The sequence below is a fragment of the Pseudomonas sp. HY2-MNA-CIBAN-0224 genome (genome assembly GCF_040310285.1).
GTDB classification, from domain to species: domain Bacteria; phylum Pseudomonadota; class Gammaproteobacteria; order Pseudomonadales; family Pseudomonadaceae; genus Aquipseudomonas; species Aquipseudomonas helleri.
Window position 1 is genome coordinate 97,367 of sequence record NZ_JBEOPQ010000002.1, and the last position, 15,952, is coordinate 113,318.

Consider the following 15,952-nt stretch of genomic DNA (forward strand, 5'->3'; position numbering starts at 1 on the left):
GGGCTCTATACAGCGTCAAGAAAGCCCCTCAGGCAAATTCGTATTAATGCGTGCTAATTCTTTCCTTAGAGTCAGACTCGCGCTTCTCATCCTTGGCAACAATCTCAGGAGCCACATCTGGCAAGGGCTCCGGGGCGTATTGCAGCGCAATTTGCAGGACCTCGTCAATCCATTTAACCGGTTTAATCTGAAGATCCTGCTTGATGTTGTCAGGAATTTCCTTCAGATCGCGGACATTCTCTTCAGGAATAATGACCGTTTTGATTCCACCGCGATGGGCTGCCAGGAGTTTTTCCTTAAGACCGCCGATGGCCAGTACCTGACCACGCAGGGTAATTTCACCGGTCATTGCAACATCAGCTCGCACAGGAATCAGCGTAAGTGCCGACACCAATGCAGTGCACATTCCTACACCCGCGCTAGGGCCATCTTTAGGTGTGGCGCCTTCGGGCATGTGAATGTGGATGTCACGTTTCTCGTGGAAATCCAATGGGATACCGAGGCTCTTGGCTCGGCTGCGAACCACCGTCAACGCTGCGGTAATGGACTCAACCATCACATCACCCAGCGAACCGGTCTTGATCAACTGGCCTTTGCCAGGCACGACAGCCGACTCAATGGTGAGCAATTCGCCACCCACTTGCGTCCAGGCCAGGCCCGTCACTTGACCGATTTGATCTTCCTGCTCAGCCAAGCCATAGCTGAATTTTCTTACGCCGAGGAAGTGTTCCAACAGCTCCGGCGTCACGGTGACGGCAAAGCGTTTTTCCAGTGCATGTTCCTTCACGGCCTTGCGGCAGATCTTCGCAATTTGACGCTCAAGGCCCCGCACACCGGCTTCACGGGTGTAATAACGGATGATGTCGCGGATGGCCGCGTTATCAAAAGCCAGCTCGCCTTTCTTCAAACCATTCGCTTCAATTTGTTTCGGAGCGAGATATTTGACCGCGATGTTGATCTTTTCGTCTTCGGTGTAGCCCGGCAGACGAATCACTTCCATCCGGTCCAGCAAGGCTGGCGGGATGTTCATGGAGTTCGAGGTGCACAGGAACATGACGTCGGACAGGTCGTAATCGACCTCAAGGTAATGGTCGTTGAAGTTGTGGTTTTGCTCCGGATCCAGCACCTCCAGCAGGGCCGACGCCGGGTCGCCACGCATGTCACTGCCCATTTTGTCGATTTCATCGAGCAGGAACAGCGGGTTACGCACCCCAACCTTGGTCATCTTTTGAATCAATCGGCCCGGCATGGAACCGATGTAAGTGCGGCGGTGACCACGGATTTCAGCTTCATCACGCACGCCACCCAAGGCCATGCGTACAAACTTGCGGTTTGTCGCGTGGGCAATGGACTCTGCCAGCGAAGTTTTACCCACGCCAGGCGGCCCAACCAGGCACAGCACAGGACCGCGAATTTTCTTCACGCGCTTTTGCACAGCGAGGTATTCGAGGATCCGCTCTTTGACTTCTTCCAGGCCGTAGTGGTCGGCATCCAGAATGTCTTCAGCGCGTTTGAGATCCAGACGCACCTTACTTTGAGCCTTCCACGGCACCTGCACCAGCCAGTCGATGTAGGAGCGCACGACGGTCGCTTCTGCCGACATTGGCGACATTTGTTTGAGCTTGTTCAGCTCAGCCTGGGCCTTGGTCATCGCATCTTTGGGCAAGCCCGCTTCATCAATGCGTTTTTTCAGTTCTTCGATTTCATTGTGACCTTCGTCACCGTCACCCAGCTCTTTCTGAATGGCTTTCATTTGCTCATTCAGGTAGTACTCGCGCTGGCTGCGCTCCATCTGCTTTTTGACACGGCCACGAATGCGCTTTTCAACTTGCAGCAAGTCGATCTCGGCATCCAGCAACGCCAGCACATGCTCAACCCGGTCTTGCAGGTTGATGATTTCGAGGATTTCCTGCTTTTGCTCGATTTTGAGAGCCATGTGGGCAGACATGGTGTCTACCAGACGGCTCGGCTCATCAATGCTGTTGAGCGAAGACAGCACCTCGGCCGGCACTTTTTTACCCAGCTGTACGTACTGCTCGAATTGCGAGAGCAAGCTGCGTACAAAGACTTCGGACTCACGCTCTGCTACGGCCACTTCGTCAATCAGCGAGACTTCGGCGCTCAGGTAGCCTTCAGCCTGGCCGAAATGCTCCACAGCGCCACGCTGCTCGCCCTCAACCAGTACTTTAACGGTACCGTCCGGCAGCTTGAGCAGTTGCAGGACAGTTGCAATCGTACCTACACGATAGAGCGCGTCTTCGCCCGGATCATCGTCTGCAGGGTTTTTCTGAGCCAACAGCAGAATCTGCTTGTCGCCCGTCATCGCAGCCTCAAGGGCCTCGATTGATTTCTCACGTCCCACGAACAGTGGGATAACCATGTGCGGATAAACAACGACATCGCGCAATGGCAGGAGAGGCAATTCGATGGTTGTCTTCATGATTTCGCCTCTACGGCGGCCATAAGGCCGTAATCAGGTGGAAGTAAGCTTGAAGCCAAGATGGGGGCTGTCTCGAAAAAAAACAAGCACTGAGCGACAGGAAAAACAAAGGGGCCCGAAGGCCCCTTCTTTAACACGCAATATGTCATACGCAGCAATACATTTACGCGTCAGGTGCAGCCTTGGCAGCCACTTCGTTGCTTTCGTAAATAAACAACGGTTGGGACTTACCTTCTATAACGCTTTCGTCGATCACCACTTTACTCACCTCGGACTGCGAGGGGATTTCATACATGGTATCGAGCAGTACGCTTTCGAGAATCGAACGCAGACCACGAGCACCGGTCTTGCGCTCAAGGGCGCGCTTGGCCACTGCCTTCAGTGCGTCTGCACGAAACTCAAGGTCAACGCCTTCCATCTCGAACAACTTGCCGTATTGCTTGGTCAGCGCGTTCTTGGGCTCAGTCAGAATCTGGATCAGTGCCGCTTCATCCAGTTCGTCCAGGGTAGCCAGAACAGGCAAACGGCCGACAAATTCCGGGATCAGACCGAACTTGACCAGATCATCAGGTTCGACTTCACGCAGCGATTCGCCAACTTTCTTGCCCTCTTCCTTGCTGCGAACTTCGGCACTGAAGCCGATGCCGCCGCGAGTCGAGCGCGCCTGCACAACCTTTTCAAGGCCCGAGAATGCGCCGCCGCAGATAAACAGAATGTTGCGGGTATCAACCTGCAAGAACTCTTGCTGCGGATGCTTGCGACCACCTTGAGGCGGTACGGAAGCCACGGTGCCTTCGATCAGTTTCAGCAACGCTTGCTGCACACCTTCGCCGGAAACATCACGGGTAATCGAAGGGTTGTCAGATTTGCGCGAAATCTTGTCGATTTCATCGATGTAGACGATACCCATCTGGGCTTTCTCTACGTCGTAATCGCATTTCTGCAGCAACTTCTGAATGATGTTCTCAACATCTTCACCCACATAACCGGCTTCGGTCAGTGTGGTGGCATCAGCGATGGTGAAAGGTACGTTCAGCAGACGAGCCAAGGTTTCGGCCAGCAGGGTTTTACCCGAGCCGGTAGGTCCGATCAGCAGGATGTTGCTCTTGCCGAGCTCGACGTCGTCGTTCTTTTTGTCACGCTGGTTCAGGCGCTTGTAGTGGTTGTAGACCGCTACAGCCAAAACCTTTTTGGCACGTTCCTGACCAATCACGTATTGATCAAGGATGCCGCTGATTTCTTTTGGCGAAGGTAATTTATGCGCGCTGCTTTCGGCTTGGGCTTCCTGCACCTCCTCACGGATGATGTCATTGCACAAGTCGACGCATTCGTCGCAGATAAACACCGAGGGGCCGGCAATCAATTTGCGCACTTCATGCTGGCTTTTGCCACAGAAGGAGCAATAGAGCAATTTGCCGTTGTCCTCGCCGTTGCGGGTGTCAGTCATTCGATCGATCCAAATCCGATAGGCTTGCAACACAAGATGAAGGCAACTGCGGGCTTTTTCAAGCCCGCAGGTGGTCGGTTAATCCAACCACCTACATTTGGGCTGCTTAAGCGGGCATTTGACGCTTGCTGAACACAGAGTCGATCAAACCGTATTCGGCTGCACGCTCAGCGCTCATGAAGTTGTCACGCTCTGTGTCACGCTCGATGGTTTCCAGCGACTGACCGGTGTGATGGGCCAGCAACGAGTTCAAGCGATGACGGATGTTGAGGATTTCTTTGGCATGGATGTCGATATCCGACGCCTGGCCCTGGAAACCGCCCAGTGGCTGGTGAATCATCATGCGCGAGTTAGGCAGGCAGTGACGCTTGCCCGGTGCGCCACCGGCCAGCAGGAAAGCACCCATGCTGCAGGCCTGACCAATGCAGATAGTCGATACGTCTGGCTTGATGAACTGCATGGTGTCGTAGATCGACATGCCTGCAGTCACCGAGCCGCCTGGGGAGTTGATGTACAGATGGATGTCCTTGTCCGGGTTTTCGGCTTCAAGGAAAAGCAACTGCGCAGCTACCAGGTTGGCCATGTAGTCTTCGACAGGGCCTACCAGGAAGATGATCCGCTCCTTCAAGAGGCGCGAATAGATGTCGTAGGCGCGTTCGCCACGAGCAGATTGCTCAACAACCATCGGGACCAGGCCGCCTGCGGCCTGAATGTCAGAGTTCTGCTGAATATAAGAATTGCGGGACATGTCCGGCAGTCACTCCCAAAAAGTCTTGTCTGGAATACGCATAAGCCAGCTCGAGGCTGGCTTATGGTTGTGTTTTCTAACGAATCACAAATCAGTCGGCTTGTGGAGCTTCCACCGGCTTGACAGCTTCTTCGTAAGAGACCGCTTTATCGGTCACCTTAGCCTTCTGCAGAACAGTATCCACAACTTGTTCTTCCAGCACAACAGAACGAACCTCGTTCAATTGCTGATCATTTTTGTAGTACCACGCTACAACCTGCTCTGGCTCCTGGTAAGCGGAAGCCATTTCCTGAATCATGTCGCGAACGCGATCTTCGTCAGGCTTCAGATCGAACTGCTTAACCACTTCAGCAACGATCAGACCCAGTACAACGCGGCGCTTGGCTTGTTCTTCGAACAGCTCGGCAGGCAGTTGGTCAGGCTTGATGTTGCCACCGAATTGCTGAACAGCCTGCACACGCAGACGATCAACTTCGTTGGACAGCAGTGCTTTTGGCACTTCAATCGGGTTGGCAGCCAGCAGGCCGTCCATTACCTGATTTTTAACTTTGGATTTGATCGCCTGACGCAGCTCACGCTCCATGTTCTTGCGAACTTCGGTGCGGAAACCTTCAATACCTGTTTCTTTGATACCGAATTGAGCGAAGAATTCTTCGTTCAGTTCTGGCAGCTTAGGCTCAGAAACAGTGTTCACGGTCACGGTGAACTCAGCAGTTTTGCCTGCCAGGTCCAGGTTCTGGTAGTCCTCTGGGAAAGTCAGGGTCAGAACGCGCTCTTCGCCTGCTTTAGCGCCAACCAGACCTTCTTCAAAGCCAGGGATCATACGGCCCGAACCCAGAACCAGCTGAGTACCCTTGGCGGAACCGCCAGCGAATACTTCGCCATCAACCTTGCCAACGAAATCGATGTTCAGTTGGTCTTCGTTCTGAGCAGCACGTTCAGTTACTTCAAAGCGGGTGTTCTGCTTGCGCAGCACGTCCAGCATTTTGTCCAGGTCAGCTTCAGCCACTTCGGCGCTCAGGCGCTCGACGGCGATGGTGTCCAGACCCGTCACTTCGAATTCAGGGAACACTTCGAATGTCGCGATGTATTCCAGATCTTTGCCTTTCTCGAAGACTTTAGGCTCAACCGACGGTGCGCCAGCCGGGTTCAGCTTCTGCTCAACCACTGCTTCGTAGAAGGAAGCCTGGATCACGTTGCCCAGAGCTTCTTGACGCGCATCAGCTTCGTAGCGCTGACGGATCACGCTCATTGGCACTTTGCCTGGACGGAAGCCCGGGATTTTGGCCTTTTGGGCAGTCTGTTGCAGACGCTTGTTGACTTCAGCCTCAATACGCTCAGCTGGCACGCCAATGGTCATGCGACGCTCAAGAGCGGAAGTATTTTCAACAGAAACTTGCATGGATATTCCTCGTTGCACAGACATTAGCCGGCCGTTTCCGACCCCATAATCAAGGGCATGCATTCTAGTGGGTCAAACTCAAGAAGTCACCCTACCCAAATCGCACATAGAAACGACCGGTACATTATTAAGCACAAGCAATGATTTGCTTAACCCGCTCAAAATACACAAACCTTTACACACGACCCCGTTCAGAGCCTTCTATATAGAAGCAGAGAACACACATGCGCCTGACAAACGCCACCCAACACCGCGTGCACCCACCCCTGAACCGCTTAAACTTTTTAAACCAAAAAAAAGCGCATGCCTTTTCAGGTTCTGCGCTTTTTTAGTATCTGACGAGCAAAATGCCTGCCTGGATGCAGCCAATAGACTTAAGCATCAAGGCCTTATGACGACACGACCTTCACACGCGAGGTCGAACTGCAGCCGCTTTTTTAAACGTCAAAAACAAAAACGCCAGATGGTTAATCTGGCGTTTTTTTAAATATGGGGTGGACGAAGGGGATCGAACCCTCGACAACGGGAGTCACAATCCCGTGCTCTACCAACTGAGCTACGCCCACCATATTACATGTTGCACCTGACCGAACAAGCCTTGCTTAATCAGTCGAGCCAGCAATGTATCAATAGGCCACTAGTGGAACCAGCGAACTGAAGATTCACTACCTGTGCGCCAAGTTGCTGATACAGCCCCTGTTGCACAATAAAAAAGCCGCCACAGGCGGCTTTCTCAATGGTTTCGCACAGCGATACATTGCGAAACCTAATTTGGTGCGGACGGAGAGACTCGAACTCTCACACCTTGCGGCGCTGGAACCTAAATCCAGTGTGTCTACCAATTCCACCACATCCGCATTTCAAACTTTTCAAGCAAAGACGCCAGACTATTAATCTGGCGTCCTTCTAAATATGGGGTGGACGAAGGGGATCGAACCCTCGACAACGGGAGTCACAATCCCGTGCTCTACCAACTGAGCTACGCCCACCATATTGCCTTTACTGCCTTACTTGTGCCAAAGCTGCCTAATGGCGCACCCGGCAGGACTCGAACCTGCGACCATCCGCTTAGAAGGCGGATGCTCTATCCAGCTGAGCTACGGGCGCCTTATTAATCTGTACTCTGTGACGATTACAAACTAAGTGCTTTCAGTATCACCAAGCTGGACAACAACTTCGCTCTACCTTTTTAACCAGTGCTAGGCTGTGCCCGACAAGTGCGACGAATGTTATAGACGACCCTGAAAGTCGTCAACTGTTTTTTCAAAAAAGTTCAGAAATATAAAGGAGTTAGGGGAATTAGCAGACCAAGCGCCTTTGCCCTTACGCCACGGCATGCGAGAATGCACGTCCTTTCTCCACCCTTTACGATGGTTAATCACGCGTAATGACTGCACAACTAATCGACGGCAAAGCGATCGCCGCCAACCTGCGCAAGCAGATTGCCAAACGCGTCGCCGAGCGTCACGAGCAAGGCCTGCGCACTCCTGGTCTGGCAGTGATTCTGGTCGGCAGCGATCCTGCCTCCCAGGTTTATGTTTCGCACAAGCGTAAAGACTGCGAAGAGGTAGGCTTTCTCTCACAGGCCTATGACCTGCCGTCCGACACCACTCAGCAAGCGCTGACCGACCTGATCGACCGTCTTAATGATGACGCAAACATCGACGGGATCCTGTTGCAACTGCCGTTGCCAGAGCATCTGGACGCTTCCAGCCTGCTGGAGCGCATCCGCCCCGACAAAGACGTCGACGGTTTCCACCCGTATAACGTAGGCCGTCTGGCCCAGCGCATTCCATTGCTGCGCCCGTGCACCCCTAAAGGCATCATGACCCTGCTGGAAAGCACCGGTCAGGACCTGTACGGAATGGACGCCGTTATTGTCGGCGCTTCCAACATTGTGGGTCGCCCCATGGCCATGGAACTGCTGCTCGCGGGCTGCACCGTCACCGTGACCCACCGCTTCACCAAGGATCTGGCTGGCCACGTAGGTCGTGCCGACCTGGTAGTCGTGGCTGCCGGCAAACCTGGCCTGGTCAAGGGTGAGTGGATCAAGGAAGGCGCCATCGTGATCGACGTTGGCATCAACCGTCAGGCTGATGGCAAGCTGGTCGGCGACGTGGTTTACGAGACCGCCCTGCCCCGCGCCGGCTGGATCACTCCGGTACCAGGCGGTGTTGGCCCGATGACCCGCGCCTGCCTGCTGGAAAATACGCTGTACGCGGCTGAGACATTGCACGGCTAAACCGTAGCGTCTCGCAAAAAAAACGGCACCCGAGGGTGCCGTTTTTTGTTGCCCGCTTTCTTTGCACCCAATCAAGATCAAAAGATCGCGAGCAAGCTCGCTCCTACAGGGAATGTCGCCAACCCTGTAAGAGCGCTTTAGTCAGCCAGACGCCAGGTAGTGCCACCCTTGCCGTCTTCCAGCACAACGCCCATTGCCGTGAGCTGGTCGCGGATGCGGTCCGATTCAGCCCAGTCCTTGCCCGCGCGTGCAGCCAAACGAGCCGCAATCAAAGCATCAACTTGCGCAGCATCAACTCGCCCTTCAGCGCCCGCCTGCAAAAAGTCATCGGCTTCGAGCTGCAATACACCCAGCACATCGGCCAACTCTTTAAGACGCGCTGCCAAACCGGCAGCCGCCAATTCGTCCGCTTCACGCAAACGGTTGATCTCGCGAACCATCTCGAACAACACCGCACACGCTTCTGGCGTACCGAAGTCATCGTTCATCACGTGCGTAAAGCGCTCAACAAACGCCTCACCACCGGCCGGCGCCACTTTCGGCAACCCTTTGAGTGCGTGATAGAACCGCTCAAGCGCCGCTTTCGCGTCCTTGAGGTTGTCTTCGGAATAGTTGATCGAACTCCGGTAGTGGCTGGAAACCAACAGATAACGCACCACTTCCGGATGATATTTCTCCAGAACGTCGCGAATGGTGAAGAAGTTGTTCAAGGATTTGGACATCTTCTCGCCATTGATGCGAATCATCCCGCAGTGCATCCAGGCATTGGCGTAGGTTTTACCCGTGGCCGCCTCGCTTTGGGCGATTTCGTTTTCATGGTGCGGGAATTCCAGATCGCTGCCGCCGCCATGAATATCGAAGGTCTCGCCCAGGCAGCAGGTCGACATCACCGAGCACTCAATGTGCCAGCCCGGACGCCCTGAACCCCACGGTGACTCCCAACTTGGCTCGCCCGGCTTGACGCCTTTCCACAGCACGAAGTCCAGCGGATCGTCTTTGGCCTCGTCGACTTCGATGCGAGCACCGATGCGCAAGTCTTCAATCTTCTTGCGCGACAGCTTGCCGTAACCCATGAACTTGGCAACGCGGTAGTACACATCGCCATTGCCGGGTGCGTAGGCGTAGCCCTTGTCGATCAAGGTCTGGATCATCGCGTGCATGCCGGCGATATGGTCGGTGGCACGCGGCTCCATGTCCGGCTTCTTGATGTTCAGCCGGGCTTCGTCTTCATGCATCGCGGCGATCATGCGCTCAGTCAGCGCTTCAAACGTTTCACCGTTTTCATTCGCACGATTGATGATCTTGTCATCGATATCGGTGATGTTGCGCACATACGTCAAATCGTAACCGCTAAAACGCAACCAGCGCGTCACCAGGTCGAAGGCAACCATGCTGCGACCGTGACCCAGGTGGCAGTAGTCGTACACGGTCATGCCGCACACGTACATACGCACCTTGTTGCCATCCAGAGGCTTGAAAACTTCTTTGCTCTTGGTGAGCGTGTTGTAGATCGTTAGCACGAGTTCTTCCTTAAAACTTGATCACTGGCCCCACGAATCACGCAGAGTCACGGTACGGTTGAATACCGGCTGACCTGGTTTCGAGTCCTTGATGTCTGCGCAGAAGTAACCTTCGCGCTCGAACTGGAAACGGTCTTCCGGCTGTGCATTGCCCAGCGAGGGTTCTGCACGACAACCGGTCAGCACTTGCAGTGAGTCAGGGTTGATGTTTTCCAGGAAGCCAGCACCATCCTCGGCCTTTTCAGGGTTCGGCGAACGGAACAGACGATCATACAGACGCACTTCACACTCGACGCTGGCAGCTGCCGGCACCCAATGCACCACACCTTTGACCTTACGGCCCTCTGGGTTTTTGCCCAGGGTTTCTGGGTCGTACGAGCAGTGCAGCTCAATGATGTTGCCGTCAGCATCTTTAATTGCTTCATCGGCACGGATCACATAACTGCCGCGCAGACGCACTTCGCCCGCAGGCTCAAGGCGCTTGTAACCTTTTGGCGGCTCTTCCATGAAATCGTCACGGTCGATGTAAATCTCACGCGCGAATGGCAGCACGCGCACACCCATGTCTTCTTTAGGGTGGCAAGGCAGCTCAAGGTTTTCGACCTTGTCTTCAGGGTAGTTGGTAATGATCACTTTCAACGGGCGCAGCACGCACATGGCACGCGGAGCGCTGTGATCGAGGTCATCACGGATGCTGAATTCCAGCATGCCGAAATCCACTACACCGTCCGAGCGGTTGGTGCCGACCATGTCGCAGAAGTTACGGATCGACTTGGGCGTGTAACCACGACGGCGGAAACCCGACAGCGTCGACATGCGCGGGTCGTCCCAACCGTTCACGTGCTTTTCATCCACCAGCAGCTTGAGCTTGCGCTTGCTGGTGATGGTGTAGTTCAGGTTCAGGCGCGAGAACTCGTACTGACGCGGCTTGCTCGGCACCGGCAGGCTGTCGAGGAACCACTCATACAGAGGGCGATGACTTTCGAACTCCAGGGTGCAGATGGAGTGGGTGATGCCTTCGATGGCGTCCGACTGACCGTGAGTGAAGTCGTAGTTCGGGTAGATGCACCACTTGTCACCGGTCTGGTGGTGGTGGGCATGGCGGATGCGGTACATGATCGGGTCGCGCAGGTTCATGTTCGGCGAAGCCATGTCGATCTTGGCACGCAGCACGCGGGCGCCGTCCGCAAACTCACCGGCGCGCATGCGGGCGAACCAGTCCAGGTTCTCTTCGACCGAACGGTCGCGGAACGGGCTGTTCTTGCCTGGCTCGGTCAGGGTGCCACGGTATTCCTTGGCTTGCTCAGGACTCAGGTCGTCAACATAGGCCTTGCCAGCCTTGATCAGCTCGACCGCCCAGTCATGCAACTGATCGAAATAGTGCGATGCATAGCGCACTTCGCCAGACCACTGGAAGCCCAACCACTTCACGTCGCTTTCGATCGCGTCGATGTATTCCTGGTCTTCCTTGGCCGGGTTGGTGTCGTCAAAACGCAAGTGCGTAACGCCGCCAAATTCCTCGGCCAGGCCAAAGTTCACGCAAATGGATTTGGCGTGGCCAATGTGCAAGTAGCCGTTAGGCTCAGGCGGGAAGCGGGTCACGATCTGTTGGCATTTACCCGATTCAAGGTCCGCCTGCACGATTGGGCGCAGAAAATTGGCCGGTACAGCTGGGCCAGCCTTTGGATTCAGAGTGGGGTCGACAGTGGGCTTGCTCATAGGATCCTTGAACGTAACGGGTGCGCGGCCTGGAGCGGCCGACGAAATCAAAGCGCCTATCATAGCCGATGCTGTCAAGTCCCTGACAGAGCAGGCGACCAATCAAAGCAATTGAAATAGGGCTTTTAGCCCCCATATCGCAAAAACACCATCGAAATGCTCTGCGGGCAGGCTAAACTTCGCCCGCGGCTGTATCTACCCAGCCCAACCGGGGCTGACGGTGTCATACGATTTCCTCGCCCAACGAATTCTCTGATAGAGCGATAACGACATGTCAAAAGTAAAACTGACCACCAACCACGGCGACATCGTGATTGAACTGAACGCTGAAAAGGCGCCAATTACTGTCGCTAACTTCCTCGAATACGTAAAAGCCGGCCACTACGAAAACACTGTTTTCCACCGTGTAATCGGTAACTTCATGATTCAGGGCGGCGGTTTTGAACCTGGCATGAAAGAAAAGAAAGACAAGCGCCCAAGCATCCAGAACGAGGCGGATAACGGCCTGTCGAACGACAAGTACACCATCGCCATGGCTCGCACCATGGAGCCGCATTCGGCTTCCGCGCAGTTCTTCATCAACGTGGCTGACAACAGCTTCCTGAACCACAGCGGCAAAAACGTTCAGGGCTGGGGCTACGCAGTGTTCGGCAAAGTGACCGAAGGTCAAGACGTTGTTGACAAGATCAAAGGCGTTTCGACCGGTTCCAAAGCGGGCCACCAGGACGTACCGGCAGAAGACGTGATCATCGAGAAAGCCGAGATCATTGAGTGATACTGCTGATTTCAGATTTGCATCTGGAAGAGGAGCGCCCGGACATTACCCGGGCGTTTCTGAATTTCCTGTCCGGGCGCGCGCGCTCGGCACAGGCGCTGTACATTTTGGGAGATTTTTTTGAAGCCTGGATTGGCGATGATGCAATGACGCCCTACCAGCGCTCCATCTGCGAAGCGCTGCGCGAATTGAGTGACAGCGGTACGAACGTATTCCTGATGCACGGCAATCGTGATTTTCTGCTCGGCCAGGCCTTTTGCAAGGCGGCTGGCTGCACCCTGCTTAAAGACCCGAGCGTGGTCGATTTCTACGGCGAGCCGGTTTTATTGATGCACGGCGACAGCCTGTGCACCCGCGACGAAGCCTACATGCGTATGCGACGCTACCTGCGCAACCCGGTAACGGTGTGGATCTTGCGCCACTTGCCGTTGAGCACTCGCCATAAGCTGGCGCGCAAGCTGCGCAGCGAAAGCCGTGCGCAAACCCGCATGAAAGCCAACGACATTGTCGACGTAACCCCCGAGGAAGTACCGCGGATCATGGAGTACTTCGGCGTCAAGACCCTGATCCATGGCCACACCCACCGCCCCGCGATACACAAATTGCAACTTGGCGATTACGCCGCCAAGCGCATCGTACTCGGCGACTGGGACAAACAAGGCTGGGCCTTGCAAGTCGATGAACAAGGCATGCAACTGGCGCCGTTTGAGTTCGACAGCGCGCAGCTGGCGTTACCTCACGCCACCCAATAAACACTGCCCACTGTAGGAGCGAGCTTGTCTCGCGATCTTTTAAAAGATCAAAAGATCGCGAGACAAGCTCGCTCCTACGAGGTTTGCGTACGATCAGGCGTTAATGCCCGCTCGCCGCCGGTCCTGGCTTGGCAGCAAATGGCGGCTTGGCCAACCACACCAGCAAGATCAAGCCCATAAACATCCAGCCCATCAGCGTGAAGTAGTCCACGGTCGAGAGCATGTACGCCTGACTGGTCAGCACTTGATCGAGCTGGGCATACGCCTGGTTGCTCGCCCCACCCAAGCTGTCCAGCGCATGCCGGGTGACCGGATCATAGGTACTCAAGCTTTCACTCATGTAGGCATGATGCTGATCGGCACGACGAATCCAGATCCAGGTGGTCAGGGACGCAGCAAAACTTCCGCCCAATGTCCGCAGGAACGTGGCCAGGCCCGCGCCGTCAGCAATTTGATGAGGTGGCAAGTCCGACATCAGAATGCTCAAGGTCGGCATAAAGAACAGCGCCACCCCGATCCCCATAAACAGTTGCACCAGTGCAACGTGCTGGAAGTCGACCTCATTGGTGAAATCGGCACGCATGAAGCAGCTCAGGCCGATCGCCAAAAAGGCCAGCCCGGCCAGCAGGCGCAGGTCGAACTTGTTCGCGTACTTGCCCACAAAAGGCGACATCAACACCGGCAATATCCCAATCGGCGCCACCGCCAAGCCCGCCCATGTCGCTGTATAACCCATTTGGGTTTGCAACCATTGCGGCAAGATCAGGTTGATACCGAAGAACCCGGCATAGCCCAGCACCAACACGATGGTGCCGATCCGGAAGTTGCGGTAGGCAAACAGGCGCAGGTTCACAATCGGGTGTTTGTCGGTCATTTCCCAAATGACAAAGGCCGCCAACGCCACCACGGACAACGCCGTGCCCAGCAGAATGAAGTTGGATTCGAACCAGTCCAGGTCATTACCCTTGTCGAGCACAATCTGTAGCGCGCCGACGCCAATGATCAGCGTAATAAGCCCTACGTAGTCCATCGGCTGGCGAGTAATCACCACCGGGCGCGCCTTGAGCTGCTGACGCACTACCAACACCGCAAAGATGCCAATCGGGATGTTAATAAAGAAGATCCACGGCCAACTGTAACTGTCCGTAATCCAGCCACCCAAAATCGGCCCGGCAATCGGCGCCACCACCGTGACCATCGCCAGCAATGCCAATGCCATCCCCCGTTTCGCCGGGGGGTACACCGCAATCAGCAAGGTTTGCGTCATCGGATACAGCGGCCCGGCCACCAGACCTTGCAGCACACGAAAACCCACCAGTTCAGGCATGGACGTCGAAATACCGCACAAGAATGAAGCCAGCACAAACAGCACCGTGGCCCACAAAAACAGTTTCACTTCACCAAAGCGCCGGCTCAACCAGCCCGTCAATGGCAAGGCAATCGCGTTACTCACCGCAAAAGAAGTAATGACCCACGTACCCTGCTCCGAACTCACCCCCAGGTTGCCGGAGATGGTCGGCAAAGCAACGTTGGCGATGGTGGTGTCGAGCACCTGCATAAAGGTCGCCAGCGACAGGCCAATGGTGGCGAACAGCAGGCTGGGCGGGGTAAAAGACGCGTTTGTGCTCATCGCAAATCCTTTAAAACCAGGGGCATAGCCCCGCCAGTGCAGCGGGGCTTATGGATTGGCGAATTAGCGTTGGGCGGCGGTAGGGCCCGCCACAGCGCTGTTGCTTTCGATCAGGCGGGAAATCAGCGTGTCTGCTTCAGCCAGCTGTTGCTCGTACACGTTGGTGGTGAACATCGCCTTCTGCGGCGGTTGTTGCGCCAGCACCGGGCCGCTCTGGTCATGCAGGTTCACGTCAACCGTGGTCGACAGCCCGATGCGTAGCGGGTGCTGGGCCAGCTCATCGGCATTGATGTGGATACGCACCGGAACACGCTGAACGATTTTGATCCAGTTGCCGGTAGCGTTTTGCGCTGGCAGCAGGGCAAACGCGCTGCCAGTGCCCGCACCAATGCTGTCGACGGTACCGCTGTACTTGACGTTGCTCCCATACAGGTCCGATTCAATTTCAACCGGCTGGCCAATACGCATCTTGTCCAGTTGGGTTTCCTTGAAGTTGGCGTCGATCCACAGTTGATTAAGCGGGATAACCGCCATCAACGCGGTGCCCGGCTGAACGCGCTGGCCCAATTGCACGGTACGCTTGGCGACATAGCCGGTCACCGGCGCAATCAACGTGGTGCGTGCGTGCTCCAGATACGCCTGACGCAACTGCGCAGCGGCGGCCAGCACATCCGGATGGTTAGCAATGGCCGTGTTGTCAACCAGCGCGCTGGTGGTGTCGAGTTGCTGCTCGTTATTGCGCAAGGCACTTTGTGCAGACGCCAGGTCATCCCGCGCATGGGACAGCTCTTCTTGGGAAATAGCCCCGCTTGCTGCCAGATTTTTCCGGCGATTGAAGTTGTCCTGGGCCTTTTGCACAGCGACTTTTTGCGCCGCCACCTGCGCTTTGGTACCGCTTACGTTACTGAACAGGCCGCGAACCTGACGCACAGTGCGAGCCAGGTTGGCTTCGGCGCTCTGCAAGCCGACCAGCGAATCACTCGGATCAAAGTTAAGCAGCACCTGCCCTTCATGAACCAGATCGCCATCATCGGCGCCGATGCTCACTACCGTCCCCGCCACCAATGGCGTGATTTCGACCACGTTACCGTTGACATAGGCGTCGTCGGTGCTTTCGCTCCAGCGACCATACAACTCATGCCAGCCCCAGACACCCAGGCCGACCAAGATGACCAATATGGCCAGACCACTCAGCCAGAGTTTACGTTTGCGCTGATTACCAGCGTCCTGATTGTGTTGCGCTTCATTCGGTGTTTGCACAGTAGCCATGACGATTA

Annotated in this window: 11 protein-coding genes and 4 tRNA genes; 3 read left to right on the top strand and 12 right to left on the bottom strand. The window is 55.3% G+C overall.

Features of this window, described 5'->3' with window-relative positions; all coding sequences use genetic code 11:
- Nucleotides 1-43 precede the first annotated feature (43 nt).
- The 8 genes from lon to AAEZ03_RS02370 all read right to left on the bottom strand — a co-directional run bounded on the left by lon (nucleotide 44) and on the right by AAEZ03_RS02370 (nucleotide 7,144).
- Nucleotides 44-2,440, bottom strand: a complete 2,397-nt coding sequence (lon, locus tag AAEZ03_RS02335) for an endopeptidase La (RefSeq protein ID WP_350575702.1) — start codon at nucleotides 2,438-2,440, stop codon at nucleotides 44-46.
- A 163-nt stretch (nucleotides 2,441-2,603) separates the two neighbouring features.
- Complete coding sequence (gene clpX / locus AAEZ03_RS02340) at nucleotides 2,604-3,887, bottom strand: ATP-dependent Clp protease ATP-binding subunit ClpX (RefSeq protein ID WP_048373032.1); 1,284 nt, start codon at nucleotides 3,885-3,887, stop codon at nucleotides 2,604-2,606.
- A gap of 106 nt (nucleotides 3,888-3,993) precedes the next feature.
- Entirely contained in the window at nucleotides 3,994-4,635 is a 642-nt protein-coding gene (gene clpP, locus AAEZ03_RS02345; RefSeq protein ID WP_048373031.1) for an ATP-dependent Clp endopeptidase proteolytic subunit ClpP, read from the bottom strand.
- A gap of 91 nt (nucleotides 4,636-4,726) precedes the next feature.
- Nucleotides 4,727-6,037, bottom strand: coding sequence for a trigger factor (tig, locus tag AAEZ03_RS02350; RefSeq protein ID WP_048373030.1), 1,311 nt, complete (start codon nucleotides 6,035-6,037; stop codon nucleotides 4,727-4,729).
- A gap of 490 nt (nucleotides 6,038-6,527) precedes the next feature.
- A tRNA-His gene (locus AAEZ03_RS02355) sits at nucleotides 6,528-6,603 on the bottom strand.
- Nucleotides 6,604-6,809: 206 nt separating this feature from the next.
- A tRNA-Leu gene (locus tag AAEZ03_RS02360) sits at nucleotides 6,810-6,894 on the bottom strand.
- Between the two features lie 56 nt (nucleotides 6,895-6,950).
- Nucleotides 6,951-7,026: transfer RNA gene (locus tag AAEZ03_RS02365), tRNA-His, on the bottom strand.
- 41 nt (nucleotides 7,027-7,067) lie between these two features.
- Nucleotides 7,068-7,144 (bottom strand) — tRNA-Arg (locus AAEZ03_RS02370).
- Nucleotides 7,145-7,424: 280 nt separating this feature from the next.
- Here AAEZ03_RS02370 and folD point away from each other — a divergent pair.
- Nucleotides 7,425-8,279, top strand: a complete 855-nt coding sequence (gene folD / locus AAEZ03_RS02375) for a bifunctional methylenetetrahydrofolate dehydrogenase/methenyltetrahydrofolate cyclohydrolase FolD (protein ID WP_048373029.1) — start codon at nucleotides 7,425-7,427, stop codon at nucleotides 8,277-8,279.
- A 137-nt stretch (nucleotides 8,280-8,416) separates the two neighbouring features.
- Here folD and cysS read toward each other — a convergent pair whose 3' ends face one another.
- Together cysS and AAEZ03_RS02385 are read right to left on the bottom strand one after the other, a co-directional pair.
- Nucleotides 8,417-9,799 (bottom strand): cysteine--tRNA ligase, encoded by a 1,383-nt coding sequence (gene cysS / locus AAEZ03_RS02380; RefSeq protein WP_350575705.1) that lies wholly within the window; start codon nucleotides 9,797-9,799, stop codon nucleotides 8,417-8,419.
- 21 nt (nucleotides 9,800-9,820) lie between these two features.
- Complete coding sequence (locus AAEZ03_RS02385; protein ID WP_048387289.1) at nucleotides 9,821-11,518, bottom strand: glutamine--tRNA ligase/YqeY domain fusion protein; 1,698 nt, start codon at nucleotides 11,516-11,518, stop codon at nucleotides 9,821-9,823.
- 271 nt (nucleotides 11,519-11,789) lie between these two features.
- Here AAEZ03_RS02385 and AAEZ03_RS02390 point away from each other — a divergent pair, with 271 nt between their 5' ends.
- Both AAEZ03_RS02390 and lpxH read left to right on the top strand, forming a co-directional pair.
- On the top strand, nucleotides 11,790-12,293 hold the full coding sequence (locus AAEZ03_RS02390; RefSeq protein ID WP_048387287.1) for a peptidylprolyl isomerase: 504 nt from the start codon (nucleotides 11,790-11,792) through the stop codon (nucleotides 12,291-12,293).
- Nucleotides 12,290-13,045: a UDP-2,3-diacylglucosamine diphosphatase gene (gene lpxH, locus AAEZ03_RS02395; protein WP_350575710.1), complete on the top strand. Its 756-nt coding sequence runs from the start codon at nucleotides 12,290-12,292 to the stop codon at nucleotides 13,043-13,045. The genes AAEZ03_RS02390 and lpxH overlap by 4 nt, the downstream gene beginning before the upstream one ends.
- 100 nt (nucleotides 13,046-13,145) lie before the next feature.
- Here lpxH and AAEZ03_RS02400 read toward each other — a convergent pair whose 3' ends face one another.
- Together AAEZ03_RS02400 and AAEZ03_RS02405 are read right to left on the bottom strand one after the other, a co-directional pair.
- Nucleotides 13,146-14,675: a DHA2 family efflux MFS transporter permease subunit gene (locus tag AAEZ03_RS02400; protein WP_048387284.1), complete on the bottom strand. Its 1,530-nt coding sequence runs from the start codon at nucleotides 14,673-14,675 to the stop codon at nucleotides 13,146-13,148.
- Nucleotides 14,676-14,738: 63 nt separating this feature from the next.
- Nucleotides 14,739-15,944 (bottom strand): HlyD family secretion protein, encoded by a 1,206-nt coding sequence (locus AAEZ03_RS02405; protein ID WP_153333554.1) that lies wholly within the window; start codon nucleotides 15,942-15,944, stop codon nucleotides 14,739-14,741.
- Nucleotides 15,945-15,952 lie beyond the last annotated feature (8 nt).

What these genes read in the sequence shown, in the direction of transcription:
- lon (WP_350575702.1), bottom strand. Translation starts at nt 2,440, where the DNA reads ATGAAGACAACCATCGAATTGCCTCTCCTGCCATTGCGCGATGTCGTT.
- clpX (WP_048373032.1), bottom strand. Translation starts at nt 3,887, where the DNA reads ATGACTGACACCCGCAACGGCGAGGACAACGGCAAATTGCTCTATTGC.
- clpP (WP_048373031.1), bottom strand. Translation starts at nt 4,635, where the DNA reads ATGTCCCGCAATTCTTATATTCAGCAGAACTCTGACATTCAGGCCGCA.
- tig (WP_048373030.1), bottom strand. Translation starts at nt 6,037, where the DNA reads ATGCAAGTTTCTGTTGAAAATACTTCCGCTCTTGAGCGTCGCATGACC.
- folD (WP_048373029.1), top strand. Translation starts at nt 7,425, where the DNA reads ATGACTGCACAACTAATCGACGGCAAAGCGATCGCCGCCAACCTGCGC.
- AAEZ03_RS02385 (WP_048387289.1), bottom strand. Translation starts at nt 11,518, where the DNA reads ATGAGCAAGCCCACTGTCGACCCCACTCTGAATCCAAAGGCTGGCCCA.
- AAEZ03_RS02390 (WP_048387287.1), top strand. Translation starts at nt 11,790, where the DNA reads ATGTCAAAAGTAAAACTGACCACCAACCACGGCGACATCGTGATTGAA.
- AAEZ03_RS02400 (WP_048387284.1), bottom strand. Translation starts at nt 14,675, where the DNA reads ATGAGCACAAACGCGTCTTTTACCCCGCCCAGCCTGCTGTTCGCCACC.
- AAEZ03_RS02405 (WP_153333554.1), bottom strand. Translation starts at nt 15,944, where the DNA reads ATGGCTACTGTGCAAACACCGAATGAAGCGCAACACAATCAGGACGCT.